An 18664-nucleotide genomic window follows, 5' to 3' on the forward strand; every position below is an offset into this window, starting at 1 on the left:
CTCCGGCGACACCCCGCGCATACCCTGAGATGGTGAACCGACACTTACGCCGAATCCACCGGGCCGACGAGATCGTCTTCGACCGCAGCGCCGATCTGAGCCCCTCCGAGCTCGACCGGGCCATGCGCTTCCTCAGCCGCGCGGCCGACAAGGGGCTCCTGTGGTGGTTCGTGGCGGCGGTGCTGGGACTGGTCGGTGGGCGCGCCCGCCGCGGTGGTGTGCGCGGACTGCTGTCCCTCATGATGGCGAGCGGTCTGGCCAACGGCATCCTCAAACCGCTGTTCCCCCGGCGGCGCCCGCCTGCCCGCGTATGGACGAACGTGCTGCGCGGGGTGGCGATCCCCCGGTCCTCGTCGTTCCCGTCGGGACATGCGGCGTCGGCGGCGGCGTTCACCACGGGCGTCGCCCTGGAATCGCCCGCGACCGCTGCCGTCGTGGCCCCCCTTGCCGCCGCGGTCGCCTACTCCCGTGTGCACAACGGCGTGCACTGGCCGACCGATGTTGCCGCCGGGCTGCTACTCGGCGGGGCCGTCGCGTCGGGCACCCGCCGCTGGTGGGCGGTGCGCACGGAGGAACCGGCAGAGCTGGGCCCCACCGTCGACGCACCGGCACTTCGGGGCGGTGAGGACCTGCTCGTGGTGGTCAACCCGGAGTCCGGGCCCGACAGTGTCGATCCCAGTGAGGAGATCACGACCGCTCTCCCCAAGGCCGACGTGCGCGCACTCGACACCGACCGCGATTTCGCCGAACAACTCGACGCCTGGGTGACCGACAGGAAGCCGCGCGCACTCGGAGTGTGCGGTGGAGACGGGACCGTGGTCGCCGTCGCGTCCGCTGCAGCGCGTCACGCGTTGCCGCTGGCGGTGTTCCCGGGCGGCACGCTCAATCACTTCGCACGGGATGCCGGCGTCGCCGACATCTCGGACACGGTGAACGCCGTCGAGACCGGGCATGCGGTTCTCGTCGATCAGGCCGTCGTCCACACCGATGTCGCGGAGCCGGCGCCGTTCCTCAACACCGCCAGTCTCGGCGGCTATCCCGACGCGGTGCGACTGCGGGAGAAGTGGCAGCCACGGTACGGAAAGTGGCCCGCGGCATGTGTGGCGATGATCCGGATTCTCTCCGCGGCAACACCGCTCGCCGTCACCATCGACGGCAGGCCGGTGAAGGTCTGGATGCTGTTCGTGGGGAACGGTCGGTATTCCCCCGGCGATCAGGTTCCGATGTCGCGTCCCGCCATCACCGGCGGACTGCTCGATGTCCGGTACGTGCGGGCCGACCGGCGAGCGTCCCGGCCGCGGCTGCTGTTCGCCGCCGCCACCGGAACGCTCGGAAGCAGCCGGGTGTACGTCCGATCCCTCGTGCCCCGGCTCACCGTCCGCGTGGACGGCTCGCCGGTTGCGCTGGCCACCGACGGTGAAGTGGTCGCCGACGCCCTGAGGTTCGACTTCCGGACGGTGCCCGAAGCGATCGCGGTGTACCGGCCTCAGTCCTGAGGGTCGGCCGGCTTCGTCTCGGTGTCCGGCTTCGACTCCGGAGCGGGCTCCGAGGCGGCCGCAGGCGCTGCGGGAATCAGCTGTTCGAGCGCGGGTCCGGTGATCCGCCGGAACGCGCGGCGAGGCCGGGACTGGTCGAGCACGGCCACCTCGAGGCTGGCCATGTCGACGTTCCGCTTCTCGCCTTCCCCGGCACCGCCCTGACGCAGGGCGTTGACCGCGATACCGACCGCCGCCTCGAGATCGAGGTCGGCACGGTACGACTCGCGCATGGCGGTCGCGATCGGCTCGGTCGTGCCACCCATCACGACGAAATGCTGTTCGTCGACGATGGATCCGTCGTAGGTGATGCGGTACAGCTGGGGCGCCTTCGGGCTGCCCACTCGCCCGACCTCCGCGACGCAGATCTCCACCTCGTACGGCTTGGGCTGTTCGGTGAAGATCGTGCCCAGGGTCTGCGCGTACGCGTTGGCCAGCGATCGGCCCGTCACGTCCCGGCGGTCGTAGGAGTAGCCGCGCATGTCGGCATGGACGATCCCGGCGCGCCGCAAATTCTCGAACTCGTTGTACTTGCCGACGGCTGCGAAGCCGAGCCGGTCGTACAGTTCGCTGACCTTGTGCAGCGCGGTGGAGGGATTCTCCGCGACGAACAGCACGCCGTCGCGGAACGTGAGCACCACGACGCTGCGTCCGCGGGCAATTCCCTTGCGCGCCAGTTCCGAGCGGTCCCGCATGATCTGCTCGGCGGACGCGTAATACGGCATGGTCATCGCGCAGACCCCCCTTCTTCGGTGCGCTCGGCGACGATGCGCCGAGCCAACTCGGACGTCGTCTCCTCGGACACGTGCACGGCACCGGCCTCGGTGATCGTGACCGCGGTCGGGTAGATGCCGCGGGTCAGGTCGGGCCCACCGGTGGCCGAGTCGTCGTCGGCCGCGTCGTACAGCGATTCGATGGCCGCCCGCAGGGCGGTCTCCTCGTCGCTGTCCGGCGAGTAGATCTTCTTCAGTGCCGACTTCGCGAACAACGATCCCGAACCGACCGCGTGGTATCCGGCGCGCTCTTCGTACCGGCCGCCGACGACGTCGTACGAGACGATGCGGCCCGCGCGGGCCTCGTCGTCCGCGTCGAGGTCGTAGCCGACAAGCAGCGGGACGACCGCGAGACCCTGCATCGCCGCCCCCAGGTTGCCCCGGACCATCGACGCCAGGCGGTTGGCCTTGCCGTCGAACGTCAGCTGAACGCCCTCGATCTTCTCGTAGTGCTCGAGTTCGACGGCGAACAGGCGGACCAGTTCGATGGCGATCCCCGCGGTGCCGGCGATGCCGGCCGCCGAATATTCGTCGGTGACGTACACCTTCTCGACGTCCCGGCTGGCGATCAGGTTGCCCTGGGTCGCGCGCCGGTCGCCGGCGAGCAGGACGCCACCCTTGTAGGTGAGCGCCACGATCGTCGTTCCGTGCGGTGCGAGATCACCGCTCTCCATCCCGTCACCACCCCGTGTCGAGTGCGAACGATGGCCGATCCGATTCTCCGGCAGCAATTCTGGTGCGTGACCACGCAGATACTCGGTGAACGAGCTCAGATTCGAACCGAAACTGAGCTTCGTGTCACCGTCGCCTGTCCGCAATGCCGGTCGATCCGCCGTCACTGGCCGCCCTTCTGGACATAGGCCCGGACGAAGTCTTCGGCGTTCTCCTCGAGCACGTCGTCGATCTCGTCGAGCAGGTCGTCGGTGTCCTCGGCCAGCTTTTCGCGACGTTCCTGACCCGCGGCACCGTCTCCGCCGGGGGTGTCGTCCTCGTCGCCGCCACCAGTACGTTTGGTCTGCTCTTGCGCCATCGCAGCCGACCTCCTTGTGTGAAGGGAGCTCTTCTTCCGAGCGTCCTGTCCTGCCAAGCAGTCTGACTACATCATCCGCTCGGACCTTCACCCTACCGAGCGTCGCCGCCGCACGTGTGCCGACGCGACGGCGAGTTCCGGCGCAGATCCGTCCGCGACCGGTCGACGGGTCAGTTCGTGAGCTCGTCGACGAGTTCTTTCGCGGTCTCCACCGACTCCAGCAACTCCCCCACGTGCGCCTTGCTGCCCCGCAACGGCTCGAGGGTGGGAATACGGACCAGGGAGTCGCCACCGAGATCGAAGATCACCGAATCCCAGCTCGCGGCCGCGATGTCGGCGCCGAACTTGCGCAGGCACTCACCCCGGAAGTAGGCGCGGGTATCGGTGGGCGGGGTGTCGACGGCGTCGAGCACGGCCTGCTCCGAGACGAGGCGTTCCATCGACCCGCGGGCGACGAGCCGGTTGTAGAGCCCCTTGTCCAGGCGGACATCCGAGTACTGCAGGTCGACGAGATGCAGTCGCGGCGCGGACCAGTTGAGGCCCTCCCGGTTCCGGAAACCCTCGAGCAGACGCAGCTTGGCCGGCCAGTCCAGCAGGTGAGCGCACTCCATCGGATCCCGCTCGAGGAGGTCGAGCACCATCGCCCATTTCTCCATCAGATCGGCGACGCGGGGGTCGTCGTTGCCCTCGGCGGACATGAACTTGTCGACTCGGTCCAGGTAGATCCGCTGCAAGGCAAGCCCGGTCAGTTCCCGGCCGTCGGCCAGCGCGACCGTGGCGCGCAGCGTCGGGTCGTGGCTGATGTGGTGCACGGCGGTCACCGGGCGGGCCAGCTGCAGGTCGGTGAGGTCGACACCGGCCTCGATGAGATCGAGGACCAGAGCCGTCGTCCCGACCTTCAGGTACGTCGACATCTCGGCGAGGTTCGCGTCGCCGATGATGACGTGCAGACGCCGGTACTTGTCCGCGTCCGCGTGGGGTTCGTCGCGGGTGTTGATGATGCCGCGCTTGAGTGTCGTCTCGAGCCCGACCTCCACCTCGATGTAGTCGGCCCGCTGGGACAGCTGGAAACCGGCCTCGTCACCGGACTGGCCGATGCCCACCCGGCCCGACCCGCAGATCACCTGACGGGACGCGAAGAACGGCGTCAGCCCGTTGATCACCGCGGAGAACGGCGTGGCCCGGGACATCAGATAGTTCTCGTGGGTGCCGTACGACGCGCCCTTGCCGTCCACGTTGTTCTTGTACAGCTGCAGTCGCGGGGCGCCGGGAACGCTCGACGCGTGCCGGGCGGCCGCCTCCATCACCCGTTCGCCGGCCTTGTCCCAGATGACGGCGTCCAGGGGGTCGGTGACCTCCGGGGCCGAGTACTCGGGGTGCGCGTGATCGACGTAGAGCCGGGCGCCGTTGGTGAGGATCATGTTGGCCGCGCCGACCTCGTCGGCGTCGATCACCGGCGCCGGGCCGCTCAGCCGGCCCAGGTCGAACCCGCGGGCATCCCGCAGCGGGGATTCCACCTCGTAGTCCCATCGGGTGCGCTTGGCGCGCGGCACTCCCGCTGCCGCCGCATAGGCCAGCACCGCCTGGGTGGACGTCAAGATCGGATTGGCCGAAGGCTCGCTGGGTGAGGAGATTCCGTACTCGACTTCGACACCGATGATCCGCTGCATGCTGCCGAGCCTATGCGATCACCGACGCCACCCGGTGGCACACTCCTGCTACGCGAGCCGTCCGCTCCCGGCGGCTAGTCCGGCGAGCACTCCAGGTACTCGTCCGCCGAGATCGCCCGGAGCACCGTGCGGACCCCGGCGGGGGCCCAGGAGTGGGTGCTGTCGGTGACGATCCTCGGGCCCGTCAGGTGCACCGTCCGGCGGCGCGTCACGATGGTGCATCCGCCCGCCGCCACCACGTTTCGCACCCAGTCGCTCTGCGCACCGTACGTCAGCGCGAACCGGTAGCGGCCGTCCACGACGAACACGTTGACGGGTGTGCGGTACGTCTTGCCCGACGTGCGGCCCCGGTGCTCGACGATGGCGAAACCGGGCAGGATCGTCGCGACGTGCCGGCTCACCTGATTGGTCACGACCCGGTTGAACCGGGCGATCGAACGCGGCAACGCCATGACCTCGCACCCCTTCGACACCGGAACGAGCAACCGACCTCGACAGTACCGACGTTCGCCGGGGGGCTGGCAGGATCGACACATGGATTCCGCACCGAACACCCCACCCGGCACGGATGAAGTGGTGGCGGTGTTCGACAGTGCGGGACGACCGGTGGGGTCCGCCGCGCGTTCCCGCGTCTACGCCGAGGGGTTGTGGCACGCGAGCGCCGGCGTCCTCGTCCGATCCGGCGACGGGAAGCGCCTCTACGTGCACCGACGCTCGGACACCAAGACGGTGTTCGCCGGTCATCACGACTGCCTGGCGGGCGGGGTGGTCGATCCGGGGGAAACCCCGGAGGAGGCCGCGAGCCGGGAACTGGCGGAGGAACTGGGCGTCACCGGAGTGGGCCTCACCCCCATCGCGGCGGTGGCGTGGGACGGGCACTGGCAGGGAATGCGGCTGCGGTGCCACCTGTACGCCTACGAGACGCACTGGGACGGACCCATCGTCCACCAGGCCAGCGAGATCGCGTCGGGTTGGTGGTGGACGCCCCACGAACTGGTGACGCATCTGCGCGACCCGCAGTGGCCGTTCGTGCCGGACACCCGGGCGCTCCTGGAGGACTACCTCGTCACACGGGACCGCTGACACCCGGCCGCCTGCGCGGCGAGACCCGTGTTCGAGTTCCCGCCGCGCAGGTGGTGCCGAACGGCTTACAGGTACTGGCCCGTGTTGGATTCGGTGTCGATGGCGCGGCTCGCGCTCGCGTTCTTACCGGTGACCAGTGTGCGGATGTAGACGATCCGCTCACCCTTCTTGCCCGAGATCCGGGCCCAGTCGTCGGGGTTGGTGGTATTCGGCAGGTCCTCGTTCTCCGAGAACTCGTCGACGATGGAGTCGAACAGGTGCTGGACCCGCAGGCCCGGGGCACCGGTGTCGAGCACCGACTTGATCGCGTACTTCTTGGCGCGGTCGACGATGTTCTGGATCATCGCGCCCGAGTTGAAGTCCTTGAAGTACAGGACCTCCTTGTCACCGTTGGCGTACGTGACCTCGAGGAAGCGGTTCTCCTCGCTCTCGGCGTACATGCGGTCGACGACCCGTTCGATCATCACCCGGATGCAGGCCGTGCGGTCGCCGCCGAACTCCGCGATGTCGTCGGCGTGCACCGGCAGCGTCTCGACGAGGTACTTCGAGAAGATGTCCTGCGCCGATTCCGCGTCGGGGCGTTCGATCTTGATCTTCACGTCGAGGCGGCCGGGACGCAGGATCGCGGGGTCGATCATGTCCTCGCGGTTGGATGCGCCGATCACGATGACGTTCTCGAGTCCCTCGACACCGTCGATCTCACTGAGCAGCTGAGGCACGACGGTGGTCTCGACGTCGGAGGAGACACCCGACCCGCGGGTACGGAAGATCGAATCCATCTCGTCGAAGAACACGATCACCGGGGTGCCCTCGGACGCCTTCTCCCGGGCCCGCTGGAAGATCAGCCGGATGTGCCGCTCGGTCTCGCCGACGAACTTGTTCAGCAGCTCGGGGCCCTTGATGTTGAGGAAGTAGGACTTGGCTTCCTTGCTGTCCTGTCCCCGGGCCTCCGCGATCTTCTTCGCGAGCGAGTTGGCGACCGCCTTGGCGATGAGCGTCTTACCGCACCCGGGCGGACCGTAGAGGAGGACACCCTTCGGTGGCCGCAGCTCGTATTCGTGGAACAGGTCCTTGTGGAGGAACGGCAACTCGACGGCGTCACGGATCTGCTCGATCTGCCGTCCGAGGCCGCCGATGTCGTCGTAGTGCACGTCGGGAACCTCTTCGAGGACCAGATCCTCGACCTCGGCCTTGGGGATCCGCTCGAACGCGTACCCGGCTTTGGTGTCGACGAGGAGGGAGTCGCCCGGCCGTAGTTTGCGGGTGGGCGATTCCGCGTCGTACGCGATCGACTCCCTCTCGCTCTCCTCGAAGACGGTCGCGAGGGGTTCGGCCAGCCACACGATCCGTTCCTCGTCGGCGTGGCCGACCACGAGGGCGCGCTGACCGTCGTCGAGGACCTCGCGCAACGTGCTGATCTCACCCACACGCTCGAAGTTGCCCGCTTCCACGATCGTGAGCGCCTCGTTGAGGCGCACGGTCTGGCCGAGCTTGAGGGTCTCGGCGTCGACGTTCGGGGAGCAGGTCAACCGCATCTTGCGTCCGGAGGTGAACACATCCACGGTCTGATCGTCGTGCACTCCGAGCAGCACGCCGTACCCGCTCGGCGGCTGGCCGAGGCGATCGACTTCTTCTCGAAGGGCGATGAGCTGCTGACGGGCCTCCTTGAGGGTGTCCATCAGCTTGGTGTTCCGGATGGACAGCGAGTCCACTCGCGATTCCATCTCACGAAGCTGTTCCGGCGACTCCGCGAGCTGCCTGCGCAGTGCCGACGCCTCTGCGCGCAACGCCTCGAGCTCTCGTGCGGCCGCAACCGAATCGGGGTTCTCTGTCGAGCTCATGTGCGTCTCCTCCCAATGAGATCTATCAACGCTACCGGCACTGCCCGAATTCTGCGCCGTGACACGGATTCTGCCGATTGCGAATCGGCATACGTGACGCCCTGGGCCACCGAACCTCTCATGTTAGCCTTACCTACCTGTCGAGCAGTTCCTCTCTGTTCTGTGTAACGAAAGGGTTCGTCGTGATAATCCGCAAGCCCCTGAACGGAACATCCTTCATCGGTAGGTCCGTGGTTGCCGTGGGCGCGGTGGTCTTCGCGCTCGGGATGTCGTCCTGCTCGTCCGACGACGCTTCCGACACCGCGGCGGCGACGTCCGCGGCCACGTCGTCCGCGGCAGGCGAGGCGGTTGCCGCCCCCACGTCGGACGAACTGCTCGGTACGCTCCAGGTCCTCGTGGACCCCGCCCGACCGGTCGACGAGAAGACCGTCGTGGTCGTCGACGGCGACGAACGCCGCCCGAATCTCGAGGCCATGACGGCGGCCATGGCCAGCTACCCGGTGTCCTTCACGGTCACGGATGTGCAGGTAGAGGGCGATACCGCGACGGCGAACGTCGCGATCGTCAGCCCGCACGGCACGGCCGCTCCGACCGCGTGGACGTGGGAGAACGTCGACGGCACCTGGAAGGTGTCGGACGAGAGCACGTGCACCCTGCTGGGCATGGCACGCGCCGGCTGCAGCTAGTTTTCCCTCCTTCGGCGGCGTCCTGTCCGGGCGCCGCCGAAGGCGTGTCTCAGCCCTTGCCCGACCGGCGCTGCGGCTTGGGGGTGACGGTTCCCTCGGCGAGACGCCGGGCGCTCACCAGGAACGCGGTGTGGCCCTGCATCCGGTGTTCCGGGCGTACGGCGAGCCCGACGACGTGCCACCCGCGGACGATCGACTCCCAGGACCGCGGCTCGGTCCAGCACTCCTGCTCGCGCATCGCCTCGACCACCTTCGAGAGCTGCGTCACAGTGGCGACGTAGACGATGAGCACACCGCCGGGAACCAGCGCCTTGGACACCGCGGGCAGCGCGTCCCAGGGGGCGAGCATGTCGAGGACCACCCGGTCGACCTGACCGCCCGCCGCCTCGGCGTCGAACTCGGCGACGTCGGCGATGGTCAGGTCCCAGTTCTCGGGACGCTCCCCGAAGAACGTCTCGACGTTCCGGACCGCGTGTTCGGCGTGGTCGTCGCGCACCTCGTACGAGATGACCCGCCCTTCCGGACCGACCGCTCGCAGCAGTGAGCACGTCAGCGCGCCCGAGCCGGCGCCGGCCTCGAGCACGCGGGCGCCGGGGAAGACGTCGCCCTCGTGGACGATCTGCGCGGCGTCCTTCGGGTAGATGACCTGCGCCCCGCGGGGCATCGACAGGATGTAGTCGACGAGCAGCGGTCGCAGCGCGAGGTACGGGGTGCCGTTGGTCGACTTGACCACGCTGCCCTCGTCGGTGCCGATCAGGTCGTCGTGCAGGATGCCGCCGCGGTGCGTGTGGAACTCCTTGCCGGCCTCCAGGTTGACCGTGTAGTGCCGGCCCTTGGCGTCCGTCAACTGGACGCGATCGCCCACCCGAAACGGTCCACTCGGTCGCGTTTCGCGTCCCACCATCGTCACCGACTCCTCAGCCTGTTCGTCCGGCGCCGTCCGGCGCCCGCACCGCAGCCCCGACTCGACTGTCGGACCGGGGGCCTACCCTGCCAGGTGTGAGCATCTCAGAGTCGCCAGCCCCCGTCACAAAGGGTTCCCCGTCACAGCCCGGCGACACTTCGGCCACCCGCAGGCGCCCCGCCCTGTCACCGTCCCGCGCCGGCGACTTCAAGCAGTGCCCGCTCCTCTACCGTTTCCGCGCGGTCGACCGGCTCCCCGAGGCGCCGTCGCGCGCGCAGGTGAAGGGCACGGTCGTGCACGCCGCGCTGGAGACCCTGTTCGGGCTGCCCGCGGCCGAACGCGTTCCGCAGAAGGCGGTCGATCTGGTCCTCCCGTCGTGGGAGCGCATTCTCGCCGAGGCCCCCGACCTGATCGACCTGGTCCCCGAGGACCAGCGCGACACGTTCCTCGACGAGGCGCGGTCCCTCGTCACCGCGTATTACGAGCTCGAGGACCCCACCCGGTTCGAGGCCGAATCGTGCGAACAGCGCGTCGAGACCGAACTCGCCGACGGGGTGCTGCTCCGCGGATTCGTCGACCGCATCGACGTCGCCCCCACCGGGGAGGTGCGGGTGGTCGACTACAAGACCGGCCGTGCACCACGCGAGATGTCCGAGTCCAAGGCGCTGTTCCAGATGAAGTTCTACGCGCTGGTCCTGCTGCGCACCCGCGGCATCGTCCCCGCGCAGTTGCGGTTGCTGTACCTCGCGTCCGGCACGGTCCTCACCTACGCACCCGACGAGGACGAACTGCTGCGGTTCGAGCGCACGCTGTCGGCGATCTGGAAGGCCATCCTGGCGGCCGGTGTCACCGGCGATTTCCGACCCAAGCCGAGCCGGCTCTGCGACTGGTGTGATCATAAGTCCCTGTGCCCCTCGTTCGGCGGAACGCCGCCTCCCTACCCGGGATGGCCCGAGGGGCCTGCCGAAGACGCACCGGGTTTCGAGGAGATTGTCGAATGAGTTCCGAGTCCTATTACGTACCACTCGGTTCGGAAGCACTGAGTGCGCCGGAAGTGGACTCGGACCAGAAGATCACCGTCGAGCGGTTCGACAGCACGGATCTGACGATCAGTGTGTGGGCCGAGACGATGCAGCACGGCGCTCCCCCGTCCGCGCTGCTCGTGCGAGCACTCGAGCGCTGCGCGCCTCGCGACGACGTGCGACTCACGCGGGTCGTGGTCGAGATCCTCGGTCCCATCCCGATCGCCGAACTCGAGGTCCGGTCCTGGGTGCAGCGACCGGGACGCCGGGTGGAGCTGGCGGTCGCCGAGTTGTGGACCGTCGGCGACCGGCCCCGTGCCGTGGCGCGGGGCTCGGCGTGGCGGATGGAGACCGTCGACACCAGCGACGCCGTCCACGTCGTCGACCCGCCGCTCGAACCGCGGTCCACCGGCCGGGACGGCAAGTTCGGCGAGGCCTGGAATTCGGGCTACCTGACGACCCTCGACTGGCGGTGGATCGCCGAGATGGGATGCGAGGGCCCGGGCAAGCTGTGGGCGAAGCCGCGGCCCGCACTGGTTCTCGGCGAGGCCATGACGCCGCTCGAGCGGCTGTTCTCCATCGCGGACATCGCCAACGGCGTGGGATCGAAACTCGACCCGGCAGACTGGACGTTCCTCAACACCGACCTCACCGTGCACATCTTCCGGGTCCCCGAGGGCGACTGGGTGGGGGTCAGCTCCGAAACCTCCATCGGACCCGACGGAGTGGGCATGTGCGCGGGCGTGCTCTACGACGAGACCGGCGCCGTCGGCCGGATCGCCCAGACCGTACAGGTCCGCGCCCGCCCCTGAGCGGAGCGAGCGCGGATCGTGTTGCGGGCGGAACGGGCGCGGATCGTGTTGCGGTGGAACGAGATCAGAGTGCGCGGCAGGACCGGATGTTGGACGCGAGGATGGCCTTGGCACCGAGGTCCGCGAGTTCGTCCATGACTCCGTTGTGGCCCTTGATCGGCACCATCGCCCGGACCGCGACCCAGTTCTCGTCGGCGAGCGGCGACAATGTCGGCGACTCCAGGCCCGGGGTGATCTTCAACGCGTCGCCGAGGATCGTCTTGGGGCAGTCGTAATCGAGCATCAGGTTCTGCTGCGCGAAGACGATGCCGCGCACCCGCTCGACCAGCTGGTTGCGCGCGGAATCGCCGGCGGGTGAACCGGCGCGCTCGATGAGCACACCCTCGGAGTCGCACAGGGTGTCGCCGAACGCGACCAGGTTGTGCTGGCGCAGCGTGCGGCCGGAGCCGACGACGTCGGCGATGGCGTCGGCGACGCCGAGCTGGATCGAGATCTCCACGGCCCCGTCGAGGCGGATGACCGAGGCCTCGATCCCGCGGGCGGACAGGTCGTCGCGCACCAGGTTGGGGTAGGACGTGGCGATCCGGAGTCCGGCGAGGTCCTCGACCGACCAGTCCTTGCCCGCGGGGGCGGCGTACCGGAACGTGGAGCGGCCGAAGCCGAGCGACAGCCGTTCGGAGACGGGGGCACCCGAGTCGCGGGCGAGGTCGCGGCCGGTGATGCCGAGATCGAGTTCACCGGATCCGACGTAGATCGCGATGTCCTTGGGGCGCAGGAAGAAGAACTCGACCTGGTTGGACGGGTCGAGGACGGTCAGGTCGCGGGAGTCGGTGCGACGGCGGTAGCCGGCCTCGCTGAGGATTTCGGCGGCGGACTCGGACAGCGAGCCCTTGTTGGGGACTGCGACGCGCAGCATGGCTGAGGGTTCCTTTCGGGAGCGGGTGGAGGAGTCTCGATCACCGATCACAGATGTCGGTAGACGTCCTCGAGCTTCAGGCCCTTACCCACCATCAGCACCTGCGTCCAGTACAGCAGCTGAGAGATCTCCTCGGCGAGCGCCTCGTCGCTCTCGTGCTCGGCGGCGATCCACACCTCACCCGCCTCTTCGAGGATCTTCTTTCCCTGCGAATGGACGCCGGCGTCCAAGGCGGCAACGGTGCCGGACCCCTCGGGGCGGGTAGCGGCACGCTCGGTCAGCTCGGCGAACAGGGATTCGAAGGTCTTCACGAGGACCCATTGTTTCACGCCGCCGCGGACCTCTCCGAACCGGTCACCACCCGAGTGTGCGGCGACTCTCGAACCGGCGGACCTCGCCCGAACGGGGGTCGGTGAACTCGATGGCCCGCGCCAGCAACCGCAGCGGGGTCGAGAAGTCACCGGGCTCGGATCGGCGGAAGTCCGGGTAGTAGTTGTCGCCCTCGATCGGCAGGCCCAGCGACGACATGTGCAACCGCAGTTGGTGCGTCCGGCCGGTCTTCGGCAACAGCCGGTACCGCGCGCGGCGGTCCCGGGTCTCGATCAGCTCGACGACGGTCTCGCTGTTCGGTTCTCCCGGTTCCTCCGTCGCCGTCATGATCCCGTGTTCCTTGACGATGTGGCTGCGGATGGTCCGCGGAAACGCGAGCGTCGGATCGTGCCCGGCGACGGCCTCGTACTCCTTGGTGACCTGCTGGGAGACGAACAGTTCCTGATACGGCCTGCGGTCTTCCGGCCTGATCAGGAACACCAGGACGCCGGCCGTCATCCGGTCGAGCCGGTGGGCCGGCGTGAGGTCGGGCAGGTCGAGCGCCCTCCGCAGCCGCACGACCGCCGTCTCGGTGATGTGCGCGCCCCGCGGAATGGTCGCGAGGAAATGGGGTTTGTCGATGACCACGAGGTGGTCGTCGCGGTGCAGGACGTCGATCTCGAACGGAACCGGGATCTCGGGTGCGGGGTCGCGGTAGAAGTACACGAAACGGGTCGGGGCATAACGGGTCCCGCGGTCGACGACCCTCCCGTGCTCGTCGACGATGTCCCCGCCGTCGATCAGGGACAGCCAGTGCGCGCGCTCGTCCGGGTACGCCTCGACCAGGAATTCGGCGACCGTCTTCGCGCCGACGCCTGCCGGCATCCGGATGCGGTCGGGACCGAGGCCGTTGCGGACCGGCAGGGGCGCCCCCGCCACCTCAGCCCGCCCTGTTCTCGGTGCAGCCGGCGCAGACGAGCACGAGTTCGCGGCCCCGATCGTCCGGCAGATTCTCGTACCGGGACGTCGGACCCCCGCACTTGCTGCAGCGCCCCAGAGTCTTGGCCTGATCGCTGAACTCGATGTTCATCCGCTTGTCGAAGACGTACAGGGATCCCTCCCACAGGCCCGTGTCACCGAACGTCTCGCCGTAGCGGACGATGCCGCCGTCCAGTTGGTAGACTTCGCCGAACCCGCGTGAGCGCATCAGCGACGACAGGACCTCGCACCGCACTCCCCCGGTGCAGTAGGTGACGACGGCCTTGTCCTTCAGATGGTCGTACTTGCCGCTGTCGAGTTCGTGCACGAACTCGCGCGTGGTGGACACGTCGGGCACGACGGCGTCCCGGAATCGGCCGATCTCCGCCTCGAAACCGTTGCGCCCGTCGAAGAAGACGACGTCGTCACCGCGACCCTCGACCAGGCGGTGCACCTCGTCGGGCGCGAGGTGGGTGCCGCCGCCGACGACACCGTCCGCGTCCACCTTCAGCTCGCCCGGCGCACCGAACGTCACGATCTCCGATCGCACCTTGACGCTCAGCCGCGGGAAGTCGTCACCGAGCCCGTTCGACCACTTGATGTCGGCGTCCTTGAACGGGGCGTAGCTGCGCGTCCCCTTCACGTACCGCTTGACGTCGTGGATGTCACCACCGACCGTCGCGTTGATGCCGTGCTCGGAGACGAGGATCCGTCCGGTCAGGTTGTTCGCCTCGGCGAGTGTGTACTGCCACAGCCGTATCGCCTCCGGGTCGGCGAGCGGAGTGAACACGTAGAACAGCACGATTTTCGGGACAGCCACGGGATACCAGACTACCTAGAGACGGACGGCACTCCGCTGCGCCCACACCTCTGCCAGGTCGGAACCGGTGAGACCCTCGAGACTGTCCCGGAACACCCGCCCCGGGCCGTCGGCCACCGCGATCTCGCACGGAACGATCAGGACGACGCACCCCGCGGCCTGCGCGGACGCCGCACCGGTGGGCGAGTCCTCGATGGCGAGGCACTGCGACGGATCCAGTCCCAGCAGTTCCGCGCCCCGCAGGTACGGGTCGGGATGCGGTTTGCCTGCCGGCACCTCGTCGCCGCACACGGAGTGGTCGAAGTGGTGCCTGCCGAGCGTCTCGAGTGCCCGCTCGGTGAGCCGGCGCTCGGTGTTGGTCACCAGCGCCGACCTCAGGCCGTGCGACCGGACGGTCCGCAGTGCGTCGTGGGCGCCCGGCCGCCACGGGATCCCGTCGCCGAACAATTCCTCGACGCGGGTGAACATCCATTCCTTGGCCTCGGCGAGCGCCGCCGGATCCCGGTCGAGCCCGAGGGCGTCGAAGATGACGCCGAGGGCGTTGGCGCTGGACGCGCCGATCGTCTTCAGCCGCGTCTCCTCGGTCATCGGACCGCCGAGGTGCAGCGACAACTCGCGGACCGCGACGTCCCACATCTTCTCGGAATCGAGCAGCGTTCCGTCCATGTCCCACAGAACACCTGCGAGACCGTCGAATGCATCAGACATTGAAGTACTTCGCTTCCGGGTGGTGCAGCACGAACGCATCCGTGGACTGCTCGGGATGCAACTGCAATTCCTCGGACAACTTCACACCGATCCGTTCGGGTTCGAGCAGAGCGACCATCTTCGCGCGGTCCTCCAGGTTGGGGCAGGCACCGTATCCGAAGGAGTAGCGGGCACCGCGGTAGGCGAGGTCGAAGAATCCGGACACCTCGGACGGGTCCTGCTCGGCCACGTTGTGACCGCCGGGCAGCACGAGTTCCTCGCGGACCCGTTGATGCCAGTACTCGGCCAGCGATTCCGTCAGCTGCACGCCGATGCCGTGCACCTCGAGGTAGTCGCGGTACGCGTTGGCGGCGAACAGCTCGTTCGCGAAGTCCGCGATCGGCTGCCCCATGGTGACGAGCTGCATCGGGAACACGTCGACCTGACCGGTCTCCTTCGCCTCGGTGCGGGACCGGACGAAGTCGGCGACGCACAGGAAACGGTCGCGGTGCTGGCGCGGGAACGTGAACCGGAAGCGTTCCTCGGCGTCGGGTGTCGGGTCGGTGAGCACGACCACGTCGTCGCCCTCGGACACGGCGGGGAAGTAGCCGTACACGACGGCGGCGTGCGCGAGGATTCCCTCGGTGCTCAGCCGGTCGAGCCAGTACCGCAGGCGGGGTCGGCCCTCGGTCTCCACCAGTTCCTCGTAGGTGGGACCGTCGCCGGAACGCTGCCCGCGCAGACCCCACTGCCCGAGGAACAGGGCGCGCTCGTCCAGCAGCCCGGAGTAGTCCGACAGCGAGACGCCCTTGACGATCCGGTTGCCCCAGAACGGCGGGCTCGGGACGACGATGTCGGTGGCCACGTCGGATCGCTCCGGCACCTCGATCGGGGTCTCGGCCGCCTTGCGCTTCTCCGCGATTCGCTTGGACCGCTCGTGCCGTGCCTTCCGTTCGGCCGCCTTCTCGCGGGCCGCGATCGCTTCCGGACTGTCCGGGTCGGGTCCGCCGCCACGCTTGACGGCCATGATCTCGTCCATCCGGTGCAGGCCCTCGAACGCGTCGCGCGCGTAGCTGACGTCGCCCTCGTACACCTCGGCCAGGTCGTTCTCCACGTAGGAACGGGTCAGCGCGGCACCACCGAGGAGGACGGGGAACTTCTCCGCGACACCCTTGGCGTTGAGTTCCTGCAGGTTGTCCTTCATCACCACGGTCGACTTCACGAGCAGCCCGGACATGCCGATGACGTCGGCCTTCTGCTCGATCGCCGCGTCGAGGATCGTCGCGATCGGCTGCTTGATGCCCAGGTTCACCACGTCGTACCCGTTGTTGCTCAGGATGATGTCGACGAGGTTCTTGCCGATGTCGTGGACGTCGCCCTTCACGGTGGCGATGACGATGCGGCCCTTGCCGTCCTCGTCGGTGGCCTCCATGTGCGGTTCGAGGTATGCCACGGCCGCCTTCATCACCTCGGCGGACTGCAGCACGAACGGCAGCTGCATCTGCCCGGACCCGAAGAGTTCGCCGACGGTCTTCATGCCGGACAGCAGCGTCTCGTTGATGATCGCGAGCGGCGGCTTCTCCTCCATCGCCGCGGTGAGGTCGTCGTCGAGGCCGTTGCGTTCACCGTCGACGATGCGGCGTTCCAGCCGCTCGAACAACGGCAGCGCCGCCAGTTCCTGGGCGCGGGATTCGCGCGCCGACGCCGCGGAGACGCCCTCGAACAGTTCCATCAGCTTCTGCAGCGGGTCGTAGCCCTCGCGGCGGCGGTCGTACACCAGGTCGAGGGCCGTTTCCCGCTGTTCGTCGGGGATCCGCGCCATCGGCAGGATCTTCGACGCGTGCACGATGGCCGTGTCCAGGCCGGCCTCGGTGCACTCGTGCAGGAACACCGAGTTCAGGACCTGCCGGGCCGCCGGGTTGAGACCGAACGAGATGTTGGACACGCCGAGAGTGAAGTGCACCCGCGGATGCCGCTTCTTCAGCTCGCGGATCGCCTCGATCGTTTCGATGCCGTCGCGGCGGACCTCTTCCTGACCCGTGGAGATCGGGAAGGTCAGCGCGTCGATGATGATGTCGGACTCGTCGAGACCCCAGTTCACGGTGATGTCTTCGAGCAGACGCTCGGCGATGCGGACCTTGTGCTCCGCGGTGCGCGCCTGGCCCTCCTCGTCGATGGTCAGCGCGACGACGGCGGCGCCGTGCTCCGTGACGAGCCGCATGATCTTCTGGAACCGCGAGTCCGGTCCGTCGCCGTCCTCGTAGTTGACGGAGTTCACGGCGCACCGGCCGCCGAGGTGCTCGAGGCCGGCCTGCAGGACCGCGGGCTCGGTGGAGTCGAGCATGATCGGCAGCGTCGACGACGTCGCGAACCGGCTTGCGAGGGCGGCCATGTCGACGGCACCGTCGCGTCCGACGTAGTCGACGTTGAGGTCGAGCATGTGGGCGCCGTCGCGGGTCTGGTCCTTCGCGATGTCGAGGCACTTCTGGTAGTCCTCGGCGATCATCGCCTCGCGAAATGCCTTGGAGCCGTTGGTGTTCGTGCGTTCACCGATCATCAGGATGCTGGCGTCCTGCTGGAACGGCACCGCCGTGTACAGCGAGGACGTCCCCGACTCGTGCACCGGGTTCCGCTCGGCCTTCTCGACCAGGCGGACCGCTTCGGCCACCTGCCGGATGTGCTCCGGGGTGGTGCCGCAGCAGCCGCCGACCAGACCGAGACCGAACTCGGTGACGAAACCGCTGAGCGCCTCGGCGAGCTCCTCCGCGGTGAGCGGGTACTCGGCGCCGTTCGGGCCGAGCTGCGGCAGTCCGGCGTTGGGCATCACCGACACCGGGAGGGAGCTGTACTTGGACAGGTGGCGGAGATGTTCGCTCATCTCGGCGGGACCGGTCGCGCAGTTGAGGCCGATCATGTCGATACCGAGCGGCTCGAGCGCGGTCAGCGCGGCACCGATCTCGCTGCCGAGGAGCATCGTGCCGGTGGTCTCGACCGTGACGTGGGTGATGATCGGCAGCCGCGACCCCAGCGTCTCCATCGCCCGCTGACTGCCGAGGATGGCTGCCTTCACCTGCAGCAGGTCCTGGCAGGTCTCGACGAGGATCGCGTCCGCGCCCCCGTCGATCATGCCCATCGCAGCCTCCGCGTAGGCGTCGCGGAGGACCGCGAACGGCGCGTGGCCCAGCGTCGGCAGCTTGGTTCCGGGTCCCATCGAGCCGAGGACGAAGCGGCCCATGCCGTCGCGTCCGGGCCCCATCTCGTCGGCCACGTCACGCGCCAGCCGGGTGCCCTTCTCGGCCAGTTCCCGGATACGGTCCGAAATGTCGTAATCGGCGAGGTTGGGTAGGTTGCACCCGAACGTGTTGGTCTCGACGGCGTCCGCCCCGGCCTCGAAGTACGCGCGGTGGATGCCTTTCAGCACGTCAGGGCGGGTGTCGTTGAGGATTTCGTTGCAGCCTTCGAGCCCGAGGAAGTCGTCGAGCGTGAGGTCCGCGGCCTGCAACATGGTGCCCATGGCTCCGTCGCCGATGACAACGCGCTGGTTCAACGCATCGAGCAGGGCAGAGTGAAATGGCGCAGACATGCCGTCCAGACTAGT

The 18664-nt window shown here is 68.2% G+C and carries 18 protein-coding genes; 5 read left to right on the forward strand and 13 right to left on the reverse strand.

The window, feature by feature from the left end; all coding sequences use genetic code 11:
- The first annotated feature begins 29 nt into the window (after positions 1-29).
- Positions 30-1496: a phosphatase PAP2 family protein gene (locus AZG88_RS47785; RefSeq protein ID WP_005242980.1), complete on the forward strand. Its 1467-nt coding sequence runs from the start codon at positions 30-32 to the stop codon at positions 1494-1496.
- On the opposite strand, the gene prcA is transcribed toward AZG88_RS47785, so the two are convergent.
- From prcA to AZG88_RS47810, 5 genes are all read right to left on the reverse strand, one after another.
- The gene (prcA, locus tag AZG88_RS47790; RefSeq protein ID WP_005242982.1) at positions 1487-2266 is read right to left on the reverse strand and encodes a proteasome subunit alpha; all 780 of its coding nucleotides are present in this window, start codon (positions 2264-2266) and stop codon (positions 1487-1489) included. The genes AZG88_RS47785 and prcA overlap by 10 nt on opposite strands.
- Positions 2263-3147, reverse strand: a complete 885-nt coding sequence (gene prcB, locus AZG88_RS47795) for a proteasome subunit beta (protein WP_025432817.1) — start codon at positions 3145-3147, stop codon at positions 2263-2265. The genes prcA and prcB overlap by 4 nt, the downstream gene beginning before the upstream one ends.
- Positions 3144-3338, reverse strand: coding sequence for a ubiquitin-like protein Pup (locus AZG88_RS47800; protein ID WP_005242990.1), 195 nt, complete (start codon positions 3336-3338; stop codon positions 3144-3146). The genes prcB and AZG88_RS47800 overlap by 4 nt, the downstream gene beginning before the upstream one ends.
- Positions 3339-3508: 170 nt before the next feature.
- Complete coding sequence (gene dop, locus AZG88_RS47805) at positions 3509-5008, reverse strand: depupylase/deamidase Dop (RefSeq protein WP_005242993.1); 1500 nt, start codon at positions 5006-5008, stop codon at positions 3509-3511.
- Positions 5009-5082: 74 nt separating this feature from the next.
- Positions 5083-5460, reverse strand: coding sequence for a nitroreductase family deazaflavin-dependent oxidoreductase (locus tag AZG88_RS47810; protein ID WP_005243002.1), 378 nt, complete (start codon positions 5458-5460; stop codon positions 5083-5085).
- A gap of 82 nt (positions 5461-5542) precedes the next feature.
- Between AZG88_RS47810 and AZG88_RS47815 the strand changes: the two genes are divergently transcribed.
- On the forward strand, positions 5543-6091 hold the full coding sequence (locus AZG88_RS47815) for an NUDIX domain-containing protein (RefSeq protein ID WP_061046061.1): 549 nt from the start codon (positions 5543-5545) through the stop codon (positions 6089-6091).
- Positions 6092-6156: 65 nt separating this feature from the next.
- Here AZG88_RS47815 and arc read toward each other — a convergent pair whose 3' ends face one another.
- Complete coding sequence (arc, locus tag AZG88_RS47820) at positions 6157-7932, reverse strand: proteasome ATPase (RefSeq protein WP_005243005.1); 1776 nt, start codon at positions 7930-7932, stop codon at positions 6157-6159.
- A 182-nt stretch (positions 7933-8114) separates the two neighbouring features.
- On the opposite strand from arc, the gene AZG88_RS47825 reads away from it, so the two are divergent.
- Positions 8115-8618 (forward strand): hypothetical protein, encoded by a 504-nt coding sequence (locus AZG88_RS47825; protein ID WP_061701475.1) that lies wholly within the window; start codon positions 8115-8117, stop codon positions 8616-8618.
- Between the two features lie 49 nt (positions 8619-8667).
- Here AZG88_RS47825 and AZG88_RS47830 read toward each other — a convergent pair whose 3' ends face one another.
- Complete coding sequence (locus AZG88_RS47830; protein WP_025432818.1) at positions 8668-9522, reverse strand: tRNA (adenine-N1)-methyltransferase; 855 nt, start codon at positions 9520-9522, stop codon at positions 8668-8670.
- 95 nt (positions 9523-9617) lie between these two features.
- Between AZG88_RS47830 and AZG88_RS47835 the strand changes: the two genes are divergently transcribed.
- Together AZG88_RS47835 and AZG88_RS47840 are read left to right on the forward strand one after the other, a co-directional pair.
- Positions 9618-10523 carry a RecB family exonuclease gene (locus AZG88_RS47835; protein ID WP_005243009.1) on the forward strand — a complete coding sequence of 302 codons (906 nt, stop codon included), beginning with the start codon at positions 9618-9620 and terminating at the stop codon, positions 10521-10523.
- Positions 10520-11356, forward strand: a complete 837-nt coding sequence (locus AZG88_RS47840; protein WP_061701476.1) for a thioesterase family protein — start codon at positions 10520-10522, stop codon at positions 11354-11356. The genes AZG88_RS47835 and AZG88_RS47840 overlap by 4 nt, the downstream gene beginning before the upstream one ends.
- Before the next feature lie 64 nt (positions 11357-11420).
- On the opposite strand, the gene hisG is transcribed toward AZG88_RS47840, so the two are convergent.
- The 6 genes from hisG to metH are packed head-to-tail and all read right to left on the reverse strand — an operon-like array spanning position 11421 to position 18649.
- Positions 11421-12272 (reverse strand): ATP phosphoribosyltransferase, encoded by an 852-nt coding sequence (gene hisG, locus AZG88_RS47845; RefSeq protein WP_061701477.1) that lies wholly within the window; start codon positions 12270-12272, stop codon positions 11421-11423.
- Between the two features lie 47 nt (positions 12273-12319).
- Positions 12320-12601 (reverse strand): phosphoribosyl-ATP diphosphatase, encoded by a 282-nt coding sequence (locus AZG88_RS47850; protein WP_009473527.1) that lies wholly within the window; start codon positions 12599-12601, stop codon positions 12320-12322.
- Positions 12602-12626: 25 nt separating this feature from the next.
- Entirely contained in the window at positions 12627-13520 is an 894-nt protein-coding gene (locus AZG88_RS47855; protein WP_061701478.1) for a pseudouridine synthase, read from the reverse strand.
- A 1-nt stretch (position 13521) separates the two neighbouring features.
- On the reverse strand, positions 13522-14379 hold the full coding sequence (gene trhO / locus AZG88_RS47860) for an oxygen-dependent tRNA uridine(34) hydroxylase TrhO (RefSeq protein WP_061701479.1): 858 nt from the start codon (positions 14377-14379) through the stop codon (positions 13522-13524).
- Positions 14380-14394: 15 nt separating this feature from the next.
- A complete protein-coding gene (locus AZG88_RS47865) occupies positions 14395-15087 on the reverse strand; it encodes an HAD family hydrolase (protein ID WP_005243022.1) in 693 nt (230 codons plus the stop codon).
- On the reverse strand, positions 15080-18649 hold the full coding sequence (gene metH, locus AZG88_RS47870) for a methionine synthase (protein ID WP_061701480.1): 3570 nt from the start codon (positions 18647-18649) through the stop codon (positions 15080-15082). The genes AZG88_RS47865 and metH overlap by 8 nt, the downstream gene beginning before the upstream one ends.
- Positions 18650-18664: the final 15 nt, after the last annotated feature.

This window comes from Rhodococcus sp. LB1 (assembly GCF_001583455.1).
In the GTDB taxonomy this organism is placed as follows: Bacteria; Actinomycetota; Actinomycetes; order Mycobacteriales; family Mycobacteriaceae; genus Rhodococcus_F; species Rhodococcus_F opacus.